Genomic DNA, 21823 nt, shown 5'->3' with positions numbered 1-21823 from the left:
ATGCCGCCCGGTTTTTGTTAAGGATTTCACATGATTGCTCTGCCCTGGCTGTACCTCACACTACTTTGCATTGGCTATGTCACGGCCTTGATCTACGGCCAACTGGGCATACTGGCGGCGGTGTCAGTGGCGCTGTTGCTGGTGGCCGGCTACGCCGTACGCCAGCAACGCACTCCTTGGGCACGCTACCTGGGCCACGGCTTGTTTATCGTCCTGGCCCTGGGGCTGGCGATGCACTGGCTGCCGGGTTTCTACAATGGCCGAGGTATTGCACCCCAGCGTTTTACCCCGGACTCAGTGCCCTTCTCGATGTACCTGAACCAGGACAAACCCCTGATCGGCTTCTGGCTGTTGCTGGCCTGCCCGTGGATTGTGGCGCGACGTTCATTGCGCCTGTCGATCTGCGTCACCGCCCTGGCACTGACCCTGACCGCCATCGCTGCCCTGGGTGGCGCGGCCCTGATGGGGATGATCAGTTGGGCCCCCAAATGGCCGGACCAGGCATGGCTGTGGGTACTCAATAACCTGCTGCTGGTGACGCTGGTGGAAGAAGCGCTGTTTCGTGGCTATGTTCAGGGCGGCCTGAGCCAGCGCTTCAAACACCTGCCCTACGGCGAGAACCTCGTGCTGCTGCTGGCCTCGCTGTTATTCGGCCTGGCGCATTTTGGTGCGGGTTGGCAATGGGTAATGCTGGCGAGTATTGCCGGGGTCGGTTACGGCCTGGCGTATCGCTTTGGCGGGCTCGGCGCAGCGATTGCCACGCACTTTGGCTTGAATCTGCTGCACTTCGGGCTGTTCACCTACCCGATGCTGGCCGGCTGAGCCTTTCTTGCTGTAGGAGCGAGTTGTTGTGGCGAGGGAGCTTGCTCCCTCACCACAGCCAGCCCACTGCTCCCAGAATTGTTGCAAAAATAAGTTAAATAAATGCCCGCCATGGCCGATACCCCCTGAAAGCCTTGCGGATTGAACAATCATGCGTAATAACCAACCCGTTACCCAGCGCGAACGTACCTTCCCCGCTCAGCAACGGTTGATCTCCACCACAGATGCCAAGGGTGTCATTACCTACTGCAACGACGCGTTTGTCGAAATCAGTGGGTTCACCCGCGACGAACTGATCCGTGCCCCGCACAACCTGGTGCGCCACCCGGATGTGCCCTCGGCCGTGTTCGCGCACATGTGGTCCACGCTCAAACAAGGCTTGCCATGGATGGGCATTGTCAAGAATCGCTGCAAGACCGGTGACCATTACTGGGTTAACGCCTATGTGACTCCGGTGTTCGACGGCAACCAGGTGATCGGCTACGAATCGGTGCGCATCAAGCCCACCGCCGAGCAGATCCGCCGGGCCGAGGCGCTCTATCAACGCATCAACCAGGGCAAGTCGGCCATCCCCCAGCGCGACAAATGGCTGCCGGTGCTACAGGACTGGCTGCCGTTTATCCTGGTCAGCCAACTGAGCTTCATGATCGGCGCCACCCTCACCTCCCAGTGGGGCTTTGCCCTGGCTGCGGCGCTATCGGTGCCGTTGGGCCTGCTGGGCCTGAGCTGGCAGCAGCGCGGCCTCAAGCGCTTGCTGCGGCTGGCCGAGCAGACCACCTCCGATCCGTTGATCGCGCAGATGTACACCGACAGCCGTGGCGCCCAGGCCCGACTGGAAATGTCGATCCTCAGCCAGGAAGCGCGCCTGAAGACCTGCCTGACCCGTCTGCAGGACACCGCCGAGCACCTCAACGACCAAGCGGCGCAGTCCAACACCCTGGCGCACAGCAGCTCCAGCGGCCTGGAACGTCAGCGCGTGGAAACCGAACAGGTAGCCACCGCCGTCAACCAGATGGCCGCGACCACCCAGGAAGTCGCCAGCCATGTGCAGCGCACCGCCGATGCCACCCAGGAAGCCAACCGCCTGACCGGTCGCGGCCGAGATATCGCCGGGGAAACCCGCGAGGCGATTCAGCGGCTGTCGGTGGCCGTGGGCGAGACGGGCGTGACCGTCACCCAACTGGCCAAGGACAGCGATGAAATCGGCGGTGTGGTCGATGTGATCAAAGGCATCGCCGACCAGACCAACCTGCTGGCGCTCAATGCCGCTATCGAAGCCGCGCGTGCCGGTGAGATGGGCCGTGGATTTGCGGTGGTCGCCGATGAAGTGCGCCAACTGGCGCAGCGTACGGCCGAATCCACCGGGCAGATCCATACCCTGATCGCCAAGCTGCAACACACGGCGGCTGCGGCTGTGCAAACCATGGACGCCGGGCATCGCCAGGCTGAAGAGGGTGTAGCGCGGGTGATGGAAGCGGATCAGGCGTTGGTGGGCATCAGTGAGGCGGTGGCCAATATCACCGACATGACCACCCAGATTGCCGCTGCTACCGAAGAGCAAAGCGCCGTGGCCGAGGAGATCAGCCGCAATATCAGCACCATCGCGCTGTTGGCAGATCAAACTTCAGAGCAGGCGATGAACTCGGCGCAGTTGAGTGAGGAGTTGACGCATACCGCCAATACCCAGTACTCGCTGGTGGAACGTTTTAACCGATAAACCGCTATCGCAGGCAAGCCAGCTCCCACACTGGACGGTATTCACCGATAGAAATAGGTGAACCCAGTCCAATGTGGGAGCTGGCTTGCCCCCGATAGGGCCCTAACAGGCCCTGAGAAACTCAGCCACCTGCACCGCCGCCGCCTCCAAGTGCTGCTCATGGCTGAACCCCGAAGCCTTCAACGGCTTCAAGTCATGATCGCCCGCCACCAACCACATCACTTCAATACTCTCTGACAACTCATAATCCTGCACCGCTGCCCGATTGCCCAAGGCATCACGCTCGCCCTGCACAATCAACGTTGGCGTCGTAAGCGCAGCCAAGTGCTCCACCCGGGGTTTCTCTGGCTTGCCCACCGCATAGAACGGATAGCCCAGGCACACCAACCCATCGGCGCCCAGTTCATCGGCCAGTAAACTGGCCATCCGCCCACCCATGGACTTGCCGCCAACTGCCAGTTTCCCAGCGACATGACGTCGCACCTCGCCATACACCTCGCGCCAGCACTCCAGCAGTTTCGGCGCCGGATTCGGCGGGCGCTTGCCGCCATCCATACGGCGCTGGGCCATGTACGGGAACTCGAAGCGCACCACGTTCACGCCATGCCCGGCAAGGCGTGCCGCCATGTCGTTCATGAACGCCGAGTCCATCGGTGCCCCGGCGCCGTGGGCCAGAATCAGCGTGACCGGCTCGCCCGAAGCCGTGCCCGTGGCGACATCCCACAGCCAGCCGCGTTCACGCACACACTGCGCCCATTGATCCCCGTCAATACTGGCCTTGTGCTCTTTGCCCATGCTTGCCTCGCTTTTTAGTCTGCCTATAACTCCAGCCCAAGTGCCGCACTTGCTTGGGTTGAACCGTGGATGGGGAACCATGAACACTACTTTAAGTACCGCCTATAACTACAAGGTGGTCCGCCAATTCGCCATTATGACGGTGGTGTGGGGCATCGTCGGCATGGGGCTCGGGGTTTTTCTCGCCGCCCAATTGGTTTGGCCTGCGCTCAACTTCGATTTACCCTGGACCAGCTTCGGCCGCCTGCGCCCGTTGCACACCAATGCGGTGATTTTCGCCTTCGGTGGCTGCGCGCTGTTCGCCAGCTCCTTCTACTCGGTACAACGCACCTGCCAGACTCAGCTGTTCGCACCAAAAGTGGCTGCGTTCTGCTTCTGGGGCTGGCAGCTGGTAATTTTGCTGGCCGCAATCAGCCTGCCGCTGGGCTACACCAGTTCCAAGGAATACGCCGAGCTGGAATGGCCGATCGATATCCTGATCACCATCGTCTGGGTCGCCTATGCCATCGTGTTCTTCGGCACGATCATGAAGCGCAAGACCAAGCACATCTACGTCGGTAACTGGTTCTTCGGTGCGTTCATCATCACCGTGGCCATCCTGCATATCGTCAATAACCTGGAAATCCCGGTCAGCCTGACCAAGTCCTACTCGCTGTACGGCGGTGCGACGGATGCCATGGTGCAATGGTGGTATGGGCACAACGCGGTAGGCTTTTTCCTCACCGCAGGCTTCCTGGGGATGATGTACTACTTCGTACCCAAGCAGGCCGAGCGTCCGGTGTATTCCTATCGCTTGTCGATCGTGCACTTCTGGGCGCTGATCACCCTGTACATCTGGGCCGGCCCTCACCACTTGCACTACACCGCCTTGCCGGACTGGGCGCAGTCCCTGGGCATGGTGATGTCACTGGTGCTGCTGGCGCCAAGCTGGGGCGGCATGATCAACGGCATGATGACCCTCTCGGGTGCCTGGCATAAGTTGCGCAGCGACCCGATCCTGCGCTTCCTCGTTGTGTCCCTGGCCTTCTACGGCATGTCGACCTTCGAAGGTCCGATGATGGCGATCAAGACCGTCAACGCTCTCTCCCACTACACCGACTGGACCATCGGCCACGTACACGCCGGGGCGCTGGGCTGGGTGGCGATGATCTCCATCGGCGCGCTGTACCACATGATCCCGAAAGTCTTCGGTCGCGAGCAGATGTACAGCCTCGGCCTGATCAACGCGCACTTCTGGCTGGCCACCATCGGCACCGTGCTCTACATCGCCTCGATGTGGGTCAACGGCATCGCCCAGGGCCTGATGTGGCGTGCGGTCAACGAAGACGGCACCTTGACCTACTCCTTCGTCGAAACCCTGGTGGCCAGCCACCCTGGCTTCATCGTGCGGCTGGTGGGCGGTGCGATCTTCCTCACCGGCATGTTGCTGATGGCTTACAACACGTGGCGCACCGTGCGTTCGGCGCAGCCAGCCGAAATCAGCGCCGCAGCGCAGATGGCCTGAGGAGTCGATGATGAAACACGAAACGATTGAAAAAAACGTCGGCCTGCTGATGCTGCTGATGGTGCTCGCCGTGAGCATCGGCGGCCTGACCCAGATCGTCCCGCTGTTCTTCCAGGACGTGACCAACAAGCCGGTGGAAGGCATGAAGCCCTACACCGCGCTGCAGCTGGAGGGCCGCGACATCTACATCCGCGAAGGCTGCGTGCAGTGCCACTCGCAGATGATCCGCCCTTTCCGCGCCGAGACCGAGCGCTACGGTCACTACTCGGTGGCCGGCGAAAGCGTGTGGGACCACCCGTTTCTGTGGGGCTCCAAGCGCACCGGGCCGGACCTGGCCCGCGTCGGCGCGCGCTACTCGGACGACTGGCACCGCGCGCATTTGTACAACCCGCGCAACGTGGTGCCGGAGTCGAAAATGCCGGCCTATCCGTGGTTGGTCACCGCCGCCGTCGACAGCAGCCACACCGAGACCAAATTGAAAGTGATGCGCACCCTCGGCGTGCCGTACACCGACGACGACATCAACGGCGCGGTCGCCAGCCTCAAGGGCAAGACCGAGATGGACGCGCTGGTTTCCTACTTGCAAGTGCTCGGCACTGCCATCAAGAGCAAGAGGTGAGCCATGGGATTTGAATTCGATGCAGGCACCATCCGCGGCCTCGGCACGCTGGTGGTCGCCATCGCCTTTATCGGCCTGTCGCTGTGGGTGTTCAGCCCACGGCGCAAGTCGGAGTTTGACGATGCGACCATGCTGCCGTTTGCCGATGAACCCTCCCCAACCGACGCTCAAGCAGAGCCAGTAACAAGGAGCACTCGGCCATGACTACTTTTTGGAGTACATGGATCTGCGTATTGACCCTCGGCAGCCTGATCGGCCTGACCTGGCTGTTGGTCGGCACCCGCAAGGGCGAAACCAAGGGCAGCGTCGACCAGACCATGGGCCATGCCTTCGACGGTATCGAGGAGTACGACAACCCGCTGCCCCAGTGGTGGTTCATGCTGTTCGCCGGCACGCTGGTATTTGCCGTCGGCTACCTGATTCTCTACCCGGGCCTGGGCAACTGGAAAGGCGTGCTGCCGGGCTATGAAGATGGCTGGACCCAGACCAAGGAATGGGACAAGGAAATGGCCAAGGCCGACGCCAGGTTCGGGCCGATCTTCGCCAAGTTCGCGGCGATGCCCGTGGAAGAAGTCGCCAAGGACCCACAAGCGTTGAAGATGGGCGGTCGCCTGTTCGCCTCCAACTGCGCGGTGTGCCACGGCTCGGATGCCAAGGGCGCCTATGGCTTCCCGAACCTGGCAGACAGCAACTGGCGCTGGGGTGGTTCGGCCGAAGCGATCAAGGCTACCATCATGGCCGGTCGCCACGCGGCCATGCCGGCCTGGGGTGAAGTGCTGGGCGAGGACGGGGTGAAAAACATCGCCGCCTATGTGCGCCACGACCTGGCCAAGCTGCCCTTGCCGGCGGACAACACCGCTGACCTGGCCGCGGGCCAAGCCGCATTCAGCACCACCTGCGTGGCTTGCCATGGCCCACAAGGCCACGGCGTGGAAGCCATGGGCGCGCCGAACCTGACCGAACCAAGCGGGTTTATCTACGGCACCAGCCTGGCGCAGTTGCAGCAGACCATCCGCCATGGTCGCCAGGGCCAGATGCCGGCCCAGGAAGTGCTGCAGGGTAATGACAAGGTGCATCTGCTGGCGGCGTACGTGTATAGCCTGTCCCATAATACTGATGGTGCAACGCCAGACAGCCAACCGCAGTAAAAGCTCTACCTGTGGCGAGGGAGCTTGCTCCCGCTGGAGTGCGAAGCGCTCCCAAGATTTTGGGGCCGCTGCGAAGCCCAGCGGGAGCAAGCTCCCTCGCCACAGGCATAAGTCGCGACCAAGTGTCGCACCCTCGCAACACCCAACTTTCCCCCCCTCCCATTCGGGTCTACGCTTGTTCCCACAGTGGAGCAATTCTGGCGTAGGCGACGGTATCCGTTGCGCCCCCTAAAATTCCTGTCCACTTGATCAGCTTTCTATTTCGGATTTAATCCTTACGCCAAACATGGAAAGGGCGCAGAATCTGGCGTGGAACGCATTGATACAGGTCAGCCATTGCGTTGCAATGGCCCCTCGCTTTCTACATACTTGCGACCGATTTTACCTATAAAAAAACCTAAACCGTGGAACCTTAGAATGAGCACAGCAATCAGTCCGACTGCTTATAACTATAAGGTAGTCCGCCAGTTCGCCATCATGACGGTGGCCTGGGGGATCCTTGGCATGGGGCTCGGGGTGTTCATCGCCTCGCAACTGGTCTGGCCGCAATTGAATTTCGACCTGCCCTGGACGACCTTCGGTCGTTTGCGCCCGCTGCACACCAACCTGGTGATCTTCGCCTTCGGTGGCTGTGCACTGTTTGCCACCTCCTACTACGTGGTGCAACGCACCTGCCAGACGCGATTGATCTCGGATAGCCTGGCCGCGTTCACTTTCTGGGGCTGGCAGGCGGTTATCGTCGGCGCCATCATCAGCCTGCCGCTGGGCTACACCACCACCAAGGAATACGCCGAGCTGGAATGGCCGATCGCGATTCTGCTCGCCATCGTCTGGGTGACCTACGCGGTGGTGTTCTTCGGCACCATCGTCAAGCGCAAGACCAAGCACATTTATGTGGGCAACTGGTTCTACGGGGCGTTCATCCTGGTCACGGCGATGCTGCACATCGTCAACCACGCGTCCTTGCCGGTCAGCCTGTTCAAGTCCTACTCGGCCTACTCTGGCGCGACGGACGCGATGATTCAATGGTGGTACGGCCACAACGCCGTAGGCTTTTTCCTCACCACCGGCTTCCTGGGGATGATGTATTACTTCGTGCCCAAGCAGGCCGAGCGCCCGATCTACTCCTATCGCCTGTCCATCGTGCACTTCTGGGCGCTGATCACCCTGTACATCTGGGCCGGCCCCCACCACCTGCACTACACCGCCTTGCCGGATTGGGCACAGTCCCTGGGCATGGCGATGTCGATCATCCTGCTGGCACCAAGCTGGGGCGGCATGATCAACGGCATGATGACCCTGTCGGGCGCCTGGCATAAGCTGCGCACCGACCCGATCCTGCGCTTTCTGGTGGTGTCGCTGGCGTTCTACGGCATGTCGACCTTTGAAGGGCCGATGATGGCGATCAAGACCGTCAACTCGCTGTCCCACTACACCGACTGGACCATCGGCCACGTACATGCCGGCGCACTGGGCTGGGTAGCGATGATCTCCATCGGCGCGCTGTACCACATGATCCCCAAACTGTTCGGCCGCGCTCAGATGCACAGCGTCGGGCTGATCAATGCGCACTTCTGGCTGGCGACCATCGGCACCGTGCTCTACATCGCTTCGATGTGGGTCAACGGCATCACCCAGGGCCTGATGTGGCGTGCGATCAATGATGACGGCACCCTCACCTACTCCTTCGTCGAAGCGCTGCAAGCCAGCCACCCGGGCTTTATCGTGCGTGCCCTGGGCGGTGCATTCTTTGCCAGCGGCATGTTGTTGATGGCCTACAACGTCTGGCGCACCGTACGTGCCTCCGACCCGGCGCAAGCCGAAGCCGCCGCCAAGATCGCCGTTGTGGGAGCCCACTGATGAAGCATGAAGTAGTCGAGAAGAATATCGGCCTGCTGGCCTTCTTCATGGTCATCGCCGTGAGTATCGGCGGCCTGACCCAGATCGTGCCGCTGTTTTTCCAGGACGTGACCAACAAGCCGGTCGAAGGCATGAAGCCGCGTACCGCCCTTGAACTGGAAGGCCGCGACGTCTACATCGCCAACGGTTGCGTGGGCTGCCACTCGCAGATGATCCGCCCGTTCCGCGCCGAAACCGAACGCTACGGCCACTATTCGGTCGCCGGTGAAAGCGTGTGGGACCACCCGTTCCTGTGGGGTTCCAAGCGCACCGGCCCGGACCTGGCCCGGGTCGGCGGGCGTTACTCCGATGACTGGCAGCGTGCGCACTTGTACAACCCGCGCAACGTGGTGCCGGAGTCGAAAATGCCGGCGTACCCGTTCCTCGTGGAAAACAAGCTCGACGGCAAGGACACCGCGAAGAAGATGGAAGTCTTGCGCACCCTGGGCGTGCCCTACACCGACGAAGACATCGCCGGTGCAGCGGCCGCTGTGAAGGGCAAGACCGAAATGGACGCACTGGTGGCCTACCTGCAGGGCCTTGGCACCATCATCAAAAGCAAACGGTGACCTACATGGATATCGGGATGATTCGTGGCCTGGGCACCGTTGTGGTGATGGTGGCCTTTGTCGGCCTGGCGCTGTGGGTGTTCAGCCCGCGGCGCAAGTCGGAGTTTGACGACGCGACCATGCTGCCCTTTGCAGATGATCCCGAAGCCATCAAGCACGTCGAGCAAGCTTCTAGGAGTAACAAAGAATGACTACGTTCTGGAGTCTGTACGTCACAGTCCTCAGTCTGGGTACCATCTTCGCCCTGACCTGGCTGCTGCTGTCGACCCGCAAGGGCCAGCGCACCGAGCAGACGGACGAGACCGTCGGCCACTCGTTCGATGGCATCGAGGAGTACGACAACCCACTGCCCAAATGGTGGTTCATGCTGTTTGTCGGCACCATCGTCTTCGCCCTCGGCTACCTGGTGCTCTACCCCGGCCTGGGTAACTGGAAGGGCCTGCTGCCGGGCTATAACTACCTGGACAACGACAAGCAAACCGCCTTTGCCAACGGCCAGACCGGCTGGACCGGCGTGCACGAATGGGAAAAGGAAATGGCCAGATCGGAAGCCAAGTTCGGGCCGATCTTCGCCAAATTCGCATCGATGCCCATTGAAGAGGTGGCCAAGGACCCGCAAGCCCTGAAGATGGGCGGCCGGCTGTTTGCCTCCAACTGCTCGGTGTGCCACGGCTCCGACGCCAAGGGCGCCTACGGTTTCCCTAACCTGACCGACGCTGACTGGCGCTGGGGCGGCGAGCCGGAGACCATCAAGCAAACCATCATGCAAGGCCGCCACGCAGTAATGCCAGGCTGGGCCGAAGTCATCGGCGAGCAAGGCGTGGCTGACGTAGCAGGCTTTGTGGTGACCAACCTCGATGGCCGCAAGCTGCCCGAAGGCGCCAAGGCAGATGTAGCCAACGGCGAGAAACTTTTCGCCGCCAACTGCGTGGCGTGCCACGGCCCGGCCGGTAAAGGCACGCCAGCCATGGGCGCCCCCGACCTGACGCACCCGGGCGCATTCATCTACGGCTCAAGCTTCGCGCAATTGCAACAGACCATTCGTTATGGCCGCCAAGGTCAGATGCCAGCGCAGGAGTTGCTGCAAGGCAATGACAAAGTGCACTTGCTGGCGGCGTACGTGTACAGCCTGTCCCATGGGGATAAGAAGGCAGAAGAGCAATAAATCCTCGCACACAAAAAAGCCCCGCCCAGCGAAAACTGGCGGGGCTATTTTGTTTCTGGCTTGCGAGTGACTCGTCGATTGCCGCAACCGCTCTGGTTCATGGGCTTACCGTGGTCACACGCAACGTCAGCGACTTCAAGTCCAGCGGCGTTGCGCTGATCAATCCATGGGGCGAATGACCGTCTTGCGAGCAAAAACCGTCCGTACTTCACAAGTCAATTGATCCAGACAAAGTCCCCCAACTGCAACAGATCATTCGCTCTGGTCGCTGAGATTAATACTTAAACATCTTATTAAATTCCCGTCGGCGATTACGCAACGGCGCATGAAAATTATCCAGCCGTTCCAAATCAAACTTATCAATACTGCCCTCCGATGAGGGAGCACCTACTTTATCAACACCATGGGCACTACAAAGCTTATTCAAAAGTCCGGGCATTAGAAAAATCATCTTAACCAACTCGACGTTCCTTTCCGACACCTCAGGCTTAAACCCGCAAAGCACTTCAACCAAACTCCCAACCGTAATGCGTCCTGGAGAACCTGGATCTTCAAACACGTTGAAGTTTTGCAGCAGTCGTTCCACCACCTCGCCCTCTATCACCTTCGAGTCATCAGGCACTCGATTGCCAGAAAAGGATGGTTGAACGGCAAAACTACGCAACGTCATCGCGCTCGCGGGTACAGCATGATCTGAAGGTGGCAGACCCAAGATAGAGCGCAGATTAAAAACCTCGAAATCTGAAGCATTAAAAACATTATCACTTATCATCTAACACCTCGAAAAAATAGATAAGACCAGCAAAAAAAACCACACACCCATTAGTGAATACCACTTACCAAACAGTTCAATCCGCAGAGCAAAAACATGTAAATGCATGCATACATACTTGGCGACTGGCCACCAGTGAAAACTTCATGCGCAGCAAGTAGTAAACAACCAATCGCACTTGATGCTTGCCTATATATTTACAGCTTATGCCATGGCTATAAAACAGCCGAGCCAGCCTGACACGGCAATATAAAAATATCGCCAAACTTGAATCTGCGCTTTTCCGTGACTCACCCTGCTCACGCCACATCAGCGACTTCTGGCCCAGCGGCGCGCCACTGATTGACCCGAGGGACGAATGACCGGCACACCCACCAAAACCGTCCATACTTCACAAGTCAATTGATCCAGGTCACGTACACCATCATTTGATTTCTCCCAACGCGACCAAAGGTCGCACCCTTTGCACAACATCGGGGGCGTATCATTAGGCCACTGCAACACCCCCCATTTGACCCTGGCTGGCACGTACTGGCCGAGGCAAATCTCCACCGCCGTGGGATGCAATGATGAGCAACCAGATACCGGTACATGACGTTACCCCGCCTGCCAAAAACGCGAGCAATAGCGTCGACCTCTACGCCTCGCGAGAGAAAATCTATACCCGTGCCTTCACCGGCCTGTTCCGCAATTTGCGCATGCTCGGTGGCGCCGGCCTGTTCCTGCTTTACTTCGGCACCGTGTGGCTGAACTGGGGCGGCCACCAGGCGGTGTGGTGGAACCTGCCGGAGCGTAAGTTCTTCATTTTTGGCGCCACCTTCTGGCCCCAGGATTTCATCCTGCTCTCGGGCATTCTCATTGTTGCGGCCTTTGGCCTGTTCTTTATCACCGTGTACGCCGGACGGGTGTGGTGCGGCTATACCTGCCCGCAAAGCGTGTGGACGTGGATCTTCATGTGGTGCGAAAAGGTCACCGAAGGCGACCGCAACCAGCGCATCAAGCTGGACAAGGCGCCCATGGGCGCCAACAAGTTCCTGCGCAAGTTCAGCAAACACACGCTGTGGCTGTTGATCGGTTTCGCCACCGGCATGACCTTCGTCGGCTACTTTTCGCCGATCCGCGAGCTGGTGTTCGATTTCTTCACCGGCCAGGCCGACGGCTGGTCGTATTTCTGGGTCGGCTTCTTCACCCTCGCCACCTACGGCAACGCCGGCTGGCTGCGCGAGCAGGTGTGTATCTACATGTGCCCTTACGCGCGCTTCCAGAGCGTAATGTTCGACAAAGACACCCTGATCGTTTCCTATGACCCGCGCCGTGGCGAAGTGCGCGGCCCGCGTAAAAAGGGCGTCGACTACAAGGCCCAGGGCCTGGGAGACTGCATCGATTGCACCATGTGCGTGCAGGTGTGCCCGACCGGCATCGATATCCGCGACGGCCTGCAAATCGAGTGCATCGGCTGCGCCGCCTGTATCGATGCCTGCGATAACATCATGGACAAGATGGACTACCCACGCGGCCTGATCAGCTATACCACCGAGCACAATCTGTCCGGTCAGAAGACCCATAAGTTACGCCCACGGCTGATCGGCTATGCGCTGGTGCTGCTGACCATGATCGGCTTGCTGGTCGGCGCATTCTTCATGCGCTCGCTGGTGGGTTTCGATGTCAGCAAGGACCGCGTGCTGTACCGGGAAAACGCCGAAGGGCGCATCGAAAACGTCTACAGCCTGAAGATCATGAACAAGGACCAGCACGACCACACCTACGTGCTCGACGCCGCCGGCCTGCCGGACCTCAAGTTGCAGGGGCGACGCGAAATCAAGGTGGCCGCCGGCGATATCGTCAGTATGCCGGTGGAGTTGTCGAGTGCGCCGGAGCAACTGCCGTCGAGCACCAACGAGGTGACTTTCATCCTCAAAGATGCCGATGACACCAGCGTTCATATTGAAGCCAAGAGCCGATTCATCGGCCCACAAGTTCGTTAAACAGGGAACACAAGAATGCCCGCAACCACTGCTGCAAGCCCTTGGTACAAGCACCTCTGGCCCTGGATCATCATCGCGATCCTGGCCTGCTCGGTGACGCTGACCCTGTCCATGGTGACCATCGCGGTCAACAACCCGGACAACCTGGTCAACGACAATTACTACGAGGCCGGCAAAGGCATCAACCGCTCCCTGGACCGTGAACGCCTGGCCCAGACCCTGCAACTGCGTGCCAAGTTGCACCTGGATGAACTGACCGGCGAAGTCGAGTTGCACCTGACCGGTAACAGCGGCCCTGCAACCCTGGAACTGAACCTGATTTCCCCGACCCAGCCGGAGAAGGATCGCAAGATCGTCCTGGCCCGCAGTGATAGCGAGCAGGGCCGCTACATCGGCCAGGTCACCGACAAGGTTGAAGGCCGGCGTTTCGTGGAACTGCTTGGCGTGGAAGGCAGCAACACCTGGAGGATGTTCGAGGAAGAAGAGGTCAGCCACGACAAAGACTTGCTGTTGGGTGACGAACCATTGCAGGGTGCCGAAGACCTGAAAAAATAGCAGCGCCCATGACCAGCCCAATCCCCTGCTACCACTGCGCCCTGCCCGTCCCATCCGGCAGCCGGTTCACCGCCCGGATCCTCGGCGAACGCCGCGAACTCTGCTGCCCCGGCTGCCAGGCCGTGGCCGAAGCGATTGTGGCCGGTGGGCTGGAAAGCTATTACCAGCACCGCAGCGAAGCCTCGGCCAACCCCGAGGCGCTCCCGGTGCAACTGGTGGATGAGCTGGCGCTGTACGACCGCGCCGATGTGCAAAAACCCTTTGTGCGCCATCAAGGCGACTTGGCCGAAACCACCCTGTTGATGGAAGGCATCAGCTGCGCCGCCTGCGGCTGGTTGATCGAGAAACACCTGCGCAGCCTGCCCGCGGTGGCCGAGGCGCGGCTGAACCTGTCCAACCATCGCTTGCACGTGCGCTGGGCCGATGGGCAACTGCCGTTGAGCCAACTGCTCAGCGAACTGCGCCATATCGGCTACGCCGCCCACCCCTACCAGGCCGACCGCGCCGCCGAACAATTGGCCAGCGAAAATCGCCTGGCCCTGCGTCAACTGGGGGTTGCCGGCTTGCTGTGGTTCCAGGCGATGATGGCAACCATGGCGACCTGGCCGGAATTCAATATCGACCTGAGCCCGGAGTTGCACGTGATCCTGCGCTGGGTTGCGATGTTTCTCACCACACCCATCGTGTTCTATAGCTGCGCGCCGTTCTTCAAAGGGGCGCTGCGTGACATACGCACGCGACACCTGACCATGGACGTATCGGTATCCCTGGCAATTGGCGGTGCGTACCTGGCGGGCATCTGGACCGCGATCACTGGCGTGGGCGAATTGTATTTCGATGCCGTGGGCATGTTTGCGCTGTTCCTGCTGGCCGGGCGTTACCTTGAGCGCCGCGCCCGGGAGCGCACCGCAGCGGCCACCGCTCAATTGGTCAACCTGTTGCCCGCCTCCTGCTTGCGCCTCCAAGGTGATGGTCAGAGCGAACGCATCCTGCTCAGTGAACTGGCATTGGGTGATCGTGTCCTGGTGCATCCCGGCGCGGTGCTGCCGGCGGATGGCGTGATCCTCGACGGCCAATCCAGCATCGATGAATCCCTGCTGACCGGCGAGTACCTGCCACAGCCGCGGCGGGTCGGCGACAGCGTTACGGCTGGCACGCTGAATGTCGAGGGCGCACTGACCATCGAGGTGCGCGCCCTGGGCCACGACACGCGTCTGTCCGCCATTGTGCGCCTGCTGGAGCGCGCCCAGGCCGAGAAACCACGCCTGGCGCAAATCGCCGACCGTGCCGCGCAGTGGTTCCTGCTCTGCTCGCTGATCGCCGCCGTGCTGATCGGCCTGCTGTGGTGGGAACTGGACCCGTCACGCGCATTCTGGATTGTGTTGGCGATGCTGGTGGCGACTTGCCCGTGTGCACTGTCCCTGGCCACCCCAACCGCCCTGACCGCTGCCACCGGCACCTTGCACACCCTGGGGTTGCTACTGACCCGCGGCCATGTGCTTGAAGGCCTGAACCAGATCGACACGGTGATTTTCGACAAGACCGGCACCCTCACCGAAGGACGCCTGGCGTTGCGCGCCATCCAGCCCCTGGGCGCGCTGGACAGCGACCAGTGCCTGGGCCTCGCCGCCGCCCTGGAGAACCGCTCGGAACACCCGATTGCTCGTGCCTTTGGGCGTGCGCCACTGGCCGCTGATGAAGTGTTGAGCACCCCTGGCCTGGGCCTGGAGGGTCGGGTGGGGGACCGCCTGTTGCGTATTGGCCAACCGGGTTTTGTCTGCGAACTCAGTGGCTGCGCGATTCCCGCCTCACCGGACGAAGCCGGGCAATGGCTGCTGTTGGGTGACAACAGCGGCGCCCTCGCCTGGTTCGTACTCGACGACCGCCTGCGCAGCGACGCCCCTGCCCTGCTCGCAGCGTGCAAGGCACGCGGCTGGCGTACGCTGCTGCTCTCGGGCGACAGCTCACCGATGGTCGCCAGTGTGGCCCTTGAGCTGGGCATCGACGAAGCCCACGGCGGCCTGCGCCCTGATGACAAGTTGCAGGTGCTGCAAAACCTGCACAGGCAAGGCCGCAAGGTGCTGATGTTGGGCGATGGCGTCAATGATGTGCCGGTGCTGGCCGCCGCCGATATCAGCGTGGCCATGGGCTCGGCCACTGACCTGGCGAAAACCAGCGCCGACGCGGTGCTGTTGTCCAACCGCCTGGATGCCTTGGTGCAGGCCTTCAGCCTGGCGCGGCGCACCCGTCGAGTGATCATTGAAAACCTGCTGTGGGCCGGGCTGTACAATGGCCTTATGCTGCCGTTTGCCGCCCTGGGCTGGATCACACCAATCTGGGCAGCCATCGGTATGTCCCTCAGTTCGTTGACCGTGGTCCTTAACGCATTGCGCCTGACTCGCCTGCCGAGCGCGCACGCTAAAGGTACCGCCCCAGTAACCCGCCCGCTGCCGGCCTGAGCCGCGTGGGCATGGAGTGCAGATGCCAGCTCTATACGTGATGATTCCGGCGGCGCTGCTGTTAGTGGGTGTGGCGATCTACATCTTCTTCTGGGCCGTGGACAGCGGCCAGTACGAGGATCTCGATGGCCCCGCCCACAGCGTGTTGTTCGACGACCAGGACCCGAACCACCTGGCCGCCATCGACCAAGCCAACAGCCCCGAACAACCGCCCAAAGATCCACCCCATGCTTGAGCTGGCGCCCCTGCTAGTCTCGGCGCTGATCCTCGGCCTGCTGGGCGGCGGCCATTGCCTGGGCATGTGTGGCGGACTGATGGGCGCCCTGACCCTGGCGATCCCCAAGGAGCAACGCAGCCGCCGCTTTCGCCTGCTGCTGGCGTACAACCTGGGGCGCATCCTCAGCTATGCCACGGCAGGGCTGCTGATCGGCCTGGCCGGCTGGGCGGTGGCCAACAGCCCGGCGGCGATGTTCATGCGCGTACTCGCCGGGTTACTGCTGATTTGCATGGGCCTGTACCTGGCCGGTTGGTGGAGCGGCCTGACCCGCATCGAAAGCCTCGGACGCGGCCTGTGGCGGCATATACAGCCCGTTGCCAACCGTTTGCTGCCGGTGTCGAGCCTGCCGCGCGCCTTGCTGCTGGGCGCGCTGTGGGGCTGGTTGCCGTGCGGCTTGGTCTACAGCACCCTGCTGTGGGCCGCGAGCCAGGGCAATGCGCTGGACAGCGCGTTGCTGATGCTCGCGTTCGGCCTCGGCACCTGGCCGGTGCTGCTGGCCACCGGGCTGGCGGCGGAGCGTGTCACCGCGCTCTTGCGTAAACGCAGCGTGCGCATGGCCGGCGGCCTGTTGGTGATCATCTTCGGTATCTGGACCTTGCCGGGCCCGCATCAGCACTGGCTCATGGGTCATTGAAAGCCCCTGTGGCATAGCGCCGCTCCCCGTTGATGCAAATCAACATGCCTTGCCAGCCCTGCCCCTAGACTCGGCCCACTAGCCAATCCGGGGGACCGCCCGCATGCTCGACGCCATTCGTTGGGACACAGATCTGATTCACCGCTACGACTTGGCGGGGCCGCGCTACACGTCCTACCCTACCGCCGTCCAATTGGACAGCCAGGTCGGCACCTTCGACCTGCTCCATGCCCTGCGCGAAAGCCGCAAGGCGGTACGGCCGTTATCGGTGTATGTGCACGTACCGTTCTGCGCCAACATTTGCTACTACTGCGCCTGCAACAAGGTGGTCACCAAGGACCGTGGTCGCGCCCAGGCCTACTTGCAGCGCCTGCAGCAGGAAATCCAGCTGGTGGCCTGCCACCTCGATCCGAAGCAGCCAGTGGAGCAATTGCACTTTGGCGGCGGCACACCGACTTTTCTCAGCCACGACGAACTGCGCCAGGTGATGAATTGCCTGCGCCAGCATTTCAATTTGCTCGATGATGATTCGGGCGACTATGGCATCGAAATCGACCCTCGCGAAGCCGACTGGGCCACCATGGGCCTGCTGCGCGAGCTGGGTTTCAACCGCGTAAGCATCGGCCTGCAAGACCTTGACCCCGAGGTGCAACGAGCGGTCAATCGCCTGCAAAGCCTGGAAGAGACCCGCGCAGTGATCGATGCGGCACGTACCCTGCAATTTCGCTCGATCAATATCGATTTGATCTACGGCTTGCCCAAGCAATCACCGCTGAACTTTGCGCGCACTGTGGAAGAAGTCATCCGCTTGCAGCCGGACCGCTTGTCCGTATTCAACTACGCCCATCTGCCGGAACGTTTCATGCCCCAACGGCGGATCAACACCGACGAGCTGCCCTCGCCGGCCGAAAAACTGCTGATGCTGCAAACCACCATTGAACAACTGACCCAGGCCGGCTACCGCTATATCGGCATGGATCACTTCGCCCTGCCGGACGACGAACTGGCCATCGCCCAGGAGGAAGGCAAGCTGCAGCGCAACTTCCAGGGCTATACCACCCACGGGCATTGCGATCTGATTGGGTTGGGCGTTTCGGCGATCAGCCAGATTGGCGACTTGTATTGCCAGAACAGCAGCGACCTCACCCACTACCAGAACGCCTTGGCGGGCGCACAACTGGCAACCAGCCGTGGTTTGGTCTGCACCACTGACGATCGTCTGCGACGGGAAGTTATCCAGCAGTTGATCTGCAATTTCAGCCTGGGGTTCGAGGCGATCGAACAGGCGTACAACATCGACTTTCGCGGCTACTTCGCCGAGCTATGGCCGCAATTGGAGACGATGGCCACCGATGGCCTGATCGAGTTGGACGCCCGGGGCATTCGTGTGCTGCCGGCCGGGCGCTTGCTGGTGCGTTCAGTGTGCATGGTGTTCGATGCCTATCTGGAGCACCAGAACAGGCAACGATTTTCGCGGGTCATCTAGACGTTCTTACTTCATGGCCAGGCTCGCGGCCTTGACCGCATCACCCGCGCTCATGTCTTTCATCGCCTTGGTCAGGGATGCCTGGGCGCTGGTCAAGCTGGCTTGCAGCGCGCTCAACGCTGACTGCAGCCCGGAGAGCCGGGCACGGGCCTGTTCAGGGCTGAGACTTCTGTCGGCCATTACCGCTGCCATCTCAGCCTGTTTCTCGGCAATCTGCTTTTTGATCTCACGAATCATCTTGAGCAGATTCTTGACGTTGTCCGCCAGGCCGCTTTCGTCGATGTCACTGTTTGAGGTTTTTTCCGCCGCGGCAGCTTTCATCGCGGCGCCGGAAATGGTCACCGAAACGGCAGGCTTGGCTTCATCCGCTGTCGGAATCGCGGCAACATCGGAATCGGCAGCTTTCTTGGTTTCGGGCTGTGCCTGGATCTGAGTACGCGAAGCGAGTTGAGTACTGAGGGCTAACATGTTTTGAGTCGCCGTATTTGTAGTCGATAGCAGTACTATCGGCGGTTTTAGCCAGATCTTTATATACCGACAGGTTTTTTGTACACGCTGGCCTCCATACACCCCAGTGCGTTACCCTTACGTCTTATGTGTGTTTTCCCACAAGGATTTAAGAAATGTCCGAGCCAGTTAAACTGCGCGCTCACAGCCAGGCCCATTGCAAGGATTGCAGCCTGGCTCCCCTCTGCCTGCCACTTTCGTTGAATCTGGAAGACATGGATGCGCTGGACGACATCGTCAAACGCGGCCGCCCATTGAAAAAAGGCGAATTTTTGTTTCGCCAGGGCGACAAGTTTGATTCCGTCTATGCAGTACGTTCGGGCGCATTGAAGACGTTCAGCCTCAGCGACGGCGGCGAAGAACAAATCACCGGCTTCCACCTGCCCAGCGAGTTGGTCGGGCTGTCGGGAATGGACACCGAGATTCACCCGGTGTCGGCCCAGGCCCTGGAGACGACGTCGGTGTGCGAAATTCCTTTCGAGCGCCTGGACGAATTGGCCCTGCAATTGCCACAACTGCGCCGCCAATTGATGCGCGTGATGAGCCGCGAGATTCGTGACGACCAGCAAATGATGCTGCTGCTGTCGAAGAAAACCGCCGACGAGCGCATCGCGACATTCCTGGTCAACCTGTCGGCGCGCTTCCGTGCCCGTGGTTTCTCGGCCAACCAGTTCCGCCTGAGCATGTCGCGTAATGAAATCGGCAATTACCTGGGCCTGGCAGTTGAGACCGTGTCCCGCGTGTTTACCCGTTTCCAGCAGAACCAGCTGATTGCTGCCGAGGGCAAGGAAGTGCATATCCTCGACCCGATCCAGCTTTGCGCATTGGCCGGGGGCTCACTGGAGGTCTGATCCAGACACTGCGGCCGCGCCAATCGGCAAGGCCGCAGGTATACTTCGAGTCCGTTTTCCGCCCAGGACTCTGCGACGATGACCTTCGATTCGTTCGACATCAAATCCCTGATTCGCCCTGTCATCGACTTCCCCAAGCCTGGGGTTATCTTTCGTGACATCACCCCGCTGTTCCAATCACCCCGCGCCCTGCGCCTGGTAGCCGACAGCTTTGCCCAGCGCTATGTCGAAGCCGATTTCACGCATATCGGTGCGATGGATGCCCGCGGTTTCCTGATCGGTTCGATCATCGCCTACCAGCTCAACAAGCCGCTGATCCTGTTTCGCAAGCAAGGCAAGCTGCCGGCGGACGTGCTGGCCGAGGGTTACCAGACCGAGTACGGCGAAGCCTTCCTGGAAGTACACGCCGACAGCCTGTGCGAAGGTGATTCGGTGCTGATATTCGATGACCTGATCGCCACGGGTGGCACCCTGATTGCTGCGGCCAACCTGGTACGGCGCATGGGCGCGCAGATCTTTGAAGCGGCGGCGATTATTGATTTACCGGAACTGGGTGGTTCGCAGCGGTTGGAAGACATGGGGATTCCCACGTTTTGCCTGACGCAGTTTGGGCTGACTGAAAGGTAGTCGTTAGCAGGGCCGCCCCCATCGGGAGCAAGCCCCCTCCCACATTTTGACTTGTGAACACAATCAAGAATGTGGGAGGGCGCTTGCTCCCGATGAGGCCCGAAAGAACACCGCAGGTCAAAGCCCCATCTGCTTGCTGATGATTTCGTTCATCACCTCCCGCGTCCCCCCACCAATCGACAGAATGCGATTATCCCGATACAGCCGCTCCACCAGGCTACCCCGCATGTACCCCTGCCCGCCCAACATCTGCACCGCGTCATAGGTCACCCGGTCAGCTGTATCCGTGGCCAGGTTCTTGGCCATGGAAATCTCCTTGATCACGCTCTTGCCAGCGGCCATCTTCGCCGCCTGACGGTAAGTGAACTCGCGGGACACTTCCACGGCAGTGGCCATTTCCGCCAGGCGGTGCTTGAGCACCTGGAACTTGCCGATGGGTTTACCGAACGCTTCGCGCTGGGCGGCCCACTTGAGGCTTTCTTCCAGGGCCAGTTGCGCGGTCATGTTGGCCATCAGCGCCAGCGCCAGGCGCTCGCTCTGGAAGTTGCCCATGATGCAGGCAAACCCCATGTTTTCAGCGCCGATGAGGTTGCCGACGGGCACGTGGCAGTCGTCGAAAAATAACTCGGCCGTGTCCGACGCCCACCAGCCCATCTTCTTCAGCGGCTGGCCAACGGTGAAACCGGGGGTGTCTTTTTCAATCAGCAACAGGCTGATACCGCCGAAGCCCGGCCCGCCGGTGCGCACCGCCACAGTATAGAAATCCGCCCGAATGCCGCTGGTGATAAAGGTCTTGGCACCGCTCACACGGTAGTGCTCACCGTCACGCACGGCGCGGGTGTGCAGGTTGGCGACATCAGAGCCGCCACTCGGTTCGGTAACCGCCAGGGCGATGATTTTCTCGCCGGCCAGCACCAGGGGCGCTATACGCTCCCGCACTTCAGGCCGGGCCCATTTGACGATGGGCGGCAAACCGATATCCAGGGAGCCGAGCCCGGCCACCACACCACCGGAACCGCAACGCATCAGTTCTTCGCTGGCGGCGACCTTGGCGAACAGATCGCCTTCGTGGCTCCCACCCAATGCCTCGGGGTAGCCGATCCCGAGAATGCCCGCCGCTCCAGCTTTGAGGTAAAGCTCACGAGGAAAGCTCTCAGCCTCCTCCCAGTGCTCGACGCCCGGCAACATCTCGCGCTCGACAAACCGGCGCACGCTGTCGCGGACCAATTGGTGGCTGGGGTCGAAGTATTCCTGATAGGCAGACATCGGCAAGCTCCATGGCGAGATGGAACGAACTTACCAAGCGCTTGCTTGGTTATCAAGCTGTACACGATTTTCACCGACACCACAAAACCAATGTGGGAGCCGGGCTTGCCCGCGATGCAAGCGCCTCGGTTTTTCAGTTACACCGTGGTGATGCTATCGCAGGCAA

The 21823-nt window shown here is 60.7% G+C and carries 22 protein-coding genes and 1 pseudogene; 19 read left to right on the top strand and 4 right to left on the bottom strand.

Going from position 1 to position 21823, the window contains the following annotated elements; translation table 11 throughout:
* Positions 1-30: 30 nt before the first annotated feature.
* Complete coding sequence (locus JH25_RS05200) at positions 31-822, top strand: CPBP family intramembrane glutamic endopeptidase (protein WP_032879970.1); 792 nt, start codon at positions 31-33, stop codon at positions 820-822.
* A 151-nt stretch (positions 823-973) separates the two neighbouring features.
* Positions 974-2539 carry a methyl-accepting chemotaxis protein gene (locus JH25_RS05205; protein ID WP_032879969.1) on the top strand — a complete coding sequence of 522 codons (1566 nt, stop codon included), beginning with the start codon at positions 974-976 and terminating at the stop codon, positions 2537-2539.
* 102 nt (positions 2540-2641) lie between these two features.
* Here the strand turns inward: JH25_RS05205 and JH25_RS05210 are convergent, their stop codons facing one another.
* Complete coding sequence (locus JH25_RS05210; protein WP_032879967.1) at positions 2642-3334, bottom strand: alpha/beta family hydrolase; 693 nt, start codon at positions 3332-3334, stop codon at positions 2642-2644.
* Between the two features lie 79 nt (positions 3335-3413).
* On the opposite strand from JH25_RS05210, the gene ccoN (JH25_RS05215) reads away from it, so the two are divergent.
* The 9 genes and pseudogenes from ccoN (JH25_RS05215) to JH25_RS29130 all read left to right on the top strand — a co-directional run.
* Positions 3414-4838 (top strand): cytochrome-c oxidase, cbb3-type subunit I, encoded by a 1425-nt coding sequence (gene ccoN, locus JH25_RS05215; protein ID WP_005790268.1) that lies wholly within the window; start codon positions 3414-3416, stop codon positions 4836-4838.
* A gap of 10 nt (positions 4839-4848) precedes the next feature.
* Entirely contained in the window at positions 4849-5457 is a 609-nt protein-coding gene (ccoO, locus tag JH25_RS05220) for a cytochrome-c oxidase, cbb3-type subunit II (RefSeq protein WP_003193159.1), read from the top strand.
* Between the two features lie 3 nt (positions 5458-5460).
* A complete protein-coding gene (locus JH25_RS05225) occupies positions 5461-5661 on the top strand; it encodes a CcoQ/FixQ family Cbb3-type cytochrome c oxidase assembly chaperone (RefSeq protein ID WP_032879966.1) in 201 nt (66 codons plus the stop codon).
* Positions 5658-6605 (top strand): cytochrome-c oxidase, cbb3-type subunit III, encoded by a 948-nt coding sequence (ccoP, locus tag JH25_RS05230; RefSeq protein ID WP_032879965.1) that lies wholly within the window; start codon positions 5658-5660, stop codon positions 6603-6605. Before JH25_RS05225 ends, ccoP (JH25_RS05230) begins: the two co-directional genes overlap by 4 nt.
* A gap of 417 nt (positions 6606-7022) precedes the next feature.
* Complete coding sequence (gene ccoN, locus JH25_RS05235) at positions 7023-8465, top strand: cytochrome-c oxidase, cbb3-type subunit I (RefSeq protein ID WP_032879964.1); 1443 nt, start codon at positions 7023-7025, stop codon at positions 8463-8465.
* Complete coding sequence (gene ccoO / locus JH25_RS05240) at positions 8465-9073, top strand: cytochrome-c oxidase, cbb3-type subunit II (protein WP_003193167.1); 609 nt, start codon at positions 8465-8467, stop codon at positions 9071-9073. Before ccoN (JH25_RS05235) ends, ccoO (JH25_RS05240) begins: the two co-directional genes overlap by 1 nt.
* A gap of 5 nt (positions 9074-9078) precedes the next feature.
* Entirely contained in the window at positions 9079-9264 is a 186-nt protein-coding gene (locus JH25_RS05245; protein WP_005790274.1) for a CcoQ/FixQ family Cbb3-type cytochrome c oxidase assembly chaperone, read from the top strand.
* A complete protein-coding gene (ccoP, locus tag JH25_RS05250) occupies positions 9261-10238 on the top strand; it encodes a cytochrome-c oxidase, cbb3-type subunit III (protein ID WP_005790276.1) in 978 nt (325 codons plus the stop codon). The genes JH25_RS05245 and ccoP (JH25_RS05250) overlap by 4 nt, the downstream gene beginning before the upstream one ends.
* A 65-nt stretch (positions 10239-10303) precedes the next feature.
* Positions 10304-10417 (top strand): annotated as a pseudogene (locus tag JH25_RS29130) (VapC toxin family PIN domain ribonuclease); the annotation flags it as partial.
* Positions 10418-10512: 95 nt separating this feature from the next.
* Here JH25_RS29130 and JH25_RS05255 read toward each other — a convergent pair.
* Positions 10513-11010: a hypothetical protein gene (locus tag JH25_RS05255; RefSeq protein WP_146097863.1), complete on the bottom strand. Its 498-nt coding sequence runs from the start codon at positions 11008-11010 to the stop codon at positions 10513-10515.
* Positions 11011-11579: 569 nt separating this feature from the next.
* On the opposite strand from JH25_RS05255, the gene ccoG reads away from it, so the two are divergent.
* From ccoG to hemN, 6 genes are all read left to right on the top strand, one after another.
* On the top strand, positions 11580-12995 hold the full coding sequence (gene ccoG / locus JH25_RS05260; protein ID WP_032879961.1) for a cytochrome c oxidase accessory protein CcoG: 1416 nt from the start codon (positions 11580-11582) through the stop codon (positions 12993-12995).
* Positions 12996-13010: 15 nt separating this feature from the next.
* A complete protein-coding gene (locus JH25_RS05265) occupies positions 13011-13550 on the top strand; it encodes a FixH family protein (protein WP_032879960.1) in 540 nt (179 codons plus the stop codon).
* Between the two features lie 8 nt (positions 13551-13558).
* Positions 13559-16009 (top strand): heavy metal translocating P-type ATPase, encoded by a 2451-nt coding sequence (locus JH25_RS05270; protein ID WP_032879958.1) that lies wholly within the window; start codon positions 13559-13561, stop codon positions 16007-16009.
* Between the two features lie 22 nt (positions 16010-16031).
* Entirely contained in the window at positions 16032-16244 is a 213-nt protein-coding gene (gene ccoS / locus JH25_RS05275; RefSeq protein ID WP_032879957.1) for a cbb3-type cytochrome oxidase assembly protein CcoS, read from the top strand.
* Complete coding sequence (locus JH25_RS05280; protein ID WP_032879956.1) at positions 16237-16920, top strand: sulfite exporter TauE/SafE family protein; 684 nt, start codon at positions 16237-16239, stop codon at positions 16918-16920. Before ccoS ends, JH25_RS05280 begins: the two co-directional genes overlap by 8 nt.
* 103 nt (positions 16921-17023) lie before the next feature.
* The gene (gene hemN, locus JH25_RS05285; RefSeq protein ID WP_032879955.1) at positions 17024-18406 is read left to right on the top strand and encodes an oxygen-independent coproporphyrinogen III oxidase; all 1383 of its coding nucleotides are present in this window, start codon (positions 17024-17026) and stop codon (positions 18404-18406) included.
* 6 nt (positions 18407-18412) lie between these two features.
* Here the strand turns inward: hemN and JH25_RS05290 are convergent, their stop codons facing one another.
* Positions 18413-18874, bottom strand: a complete 462-nt coding sequence (locus tag JH25_RS05290; RefSeq protein ID WP_032879954.1) for a hypothetical protein — start codon at positions 18872-18874, stop codon at positions 18413-18415.
* A 155-nt stretch (positions 18875-19029) separates the two neighbouring features.
* Between JH25_RS05290 and fnr the strand changes: the two genes are divergently transcribed.
* Both fnr and JH25_RS05300 read left to right on the top strand, forming a co-directional pair.
* A complete protein-coding gene (gene fnr, locus JH25_RS05295; protein ID WP_005790290.1) occupies positions 19030-19764 on the top strand; it encodes a fumarate/nitrate reduction transcriptional regulator Fnr in 735 nt (244 codons plus the stop codon).
* 78 nt (positions 19765-19842) lie between these two features.
* Positions 19843-20391, top strand: coding sequence for an adenine phosphoribosyltransferase (locus JH25_RS05300; protein ID WP_005790291.1), 549 nt, complete (start codon positions 19843-19845; stop codon positions 20389-20391).
* 117 nt (positions 20392-20508) lie between these two features.
* Here JH25_RS05300 and JH25_RS05305 read toward each other — a convergent pair whose 3' ends face one another.
* Entirely contained in the window at positions 20509-21657 is a 1149-nt protein-coding gene (locus JH25_RS05305) for an acyl-CoA dehydrogenase family protein (protein ID WP_032879953.1), read from the bottom strand.
* Between the last annotated feature and the right edge of the window lie 166 nt (positions 21658-21823).

Source organism: Pseudomonas sp. BRG-100 (assembly GCF_000737955.1).
In the GTDB taxonomy this organism is placed as follows: Bacteria; Pseudomonadota; Gammaproteobacteria; order Pseudomonadales; family Pseudomonadaceae; genus Aquipseudomonas; species Aquipseudomonas synxantha_A.
This window is presented reverse-complemented; position numbering and strand designations above follow the sequence as displayed.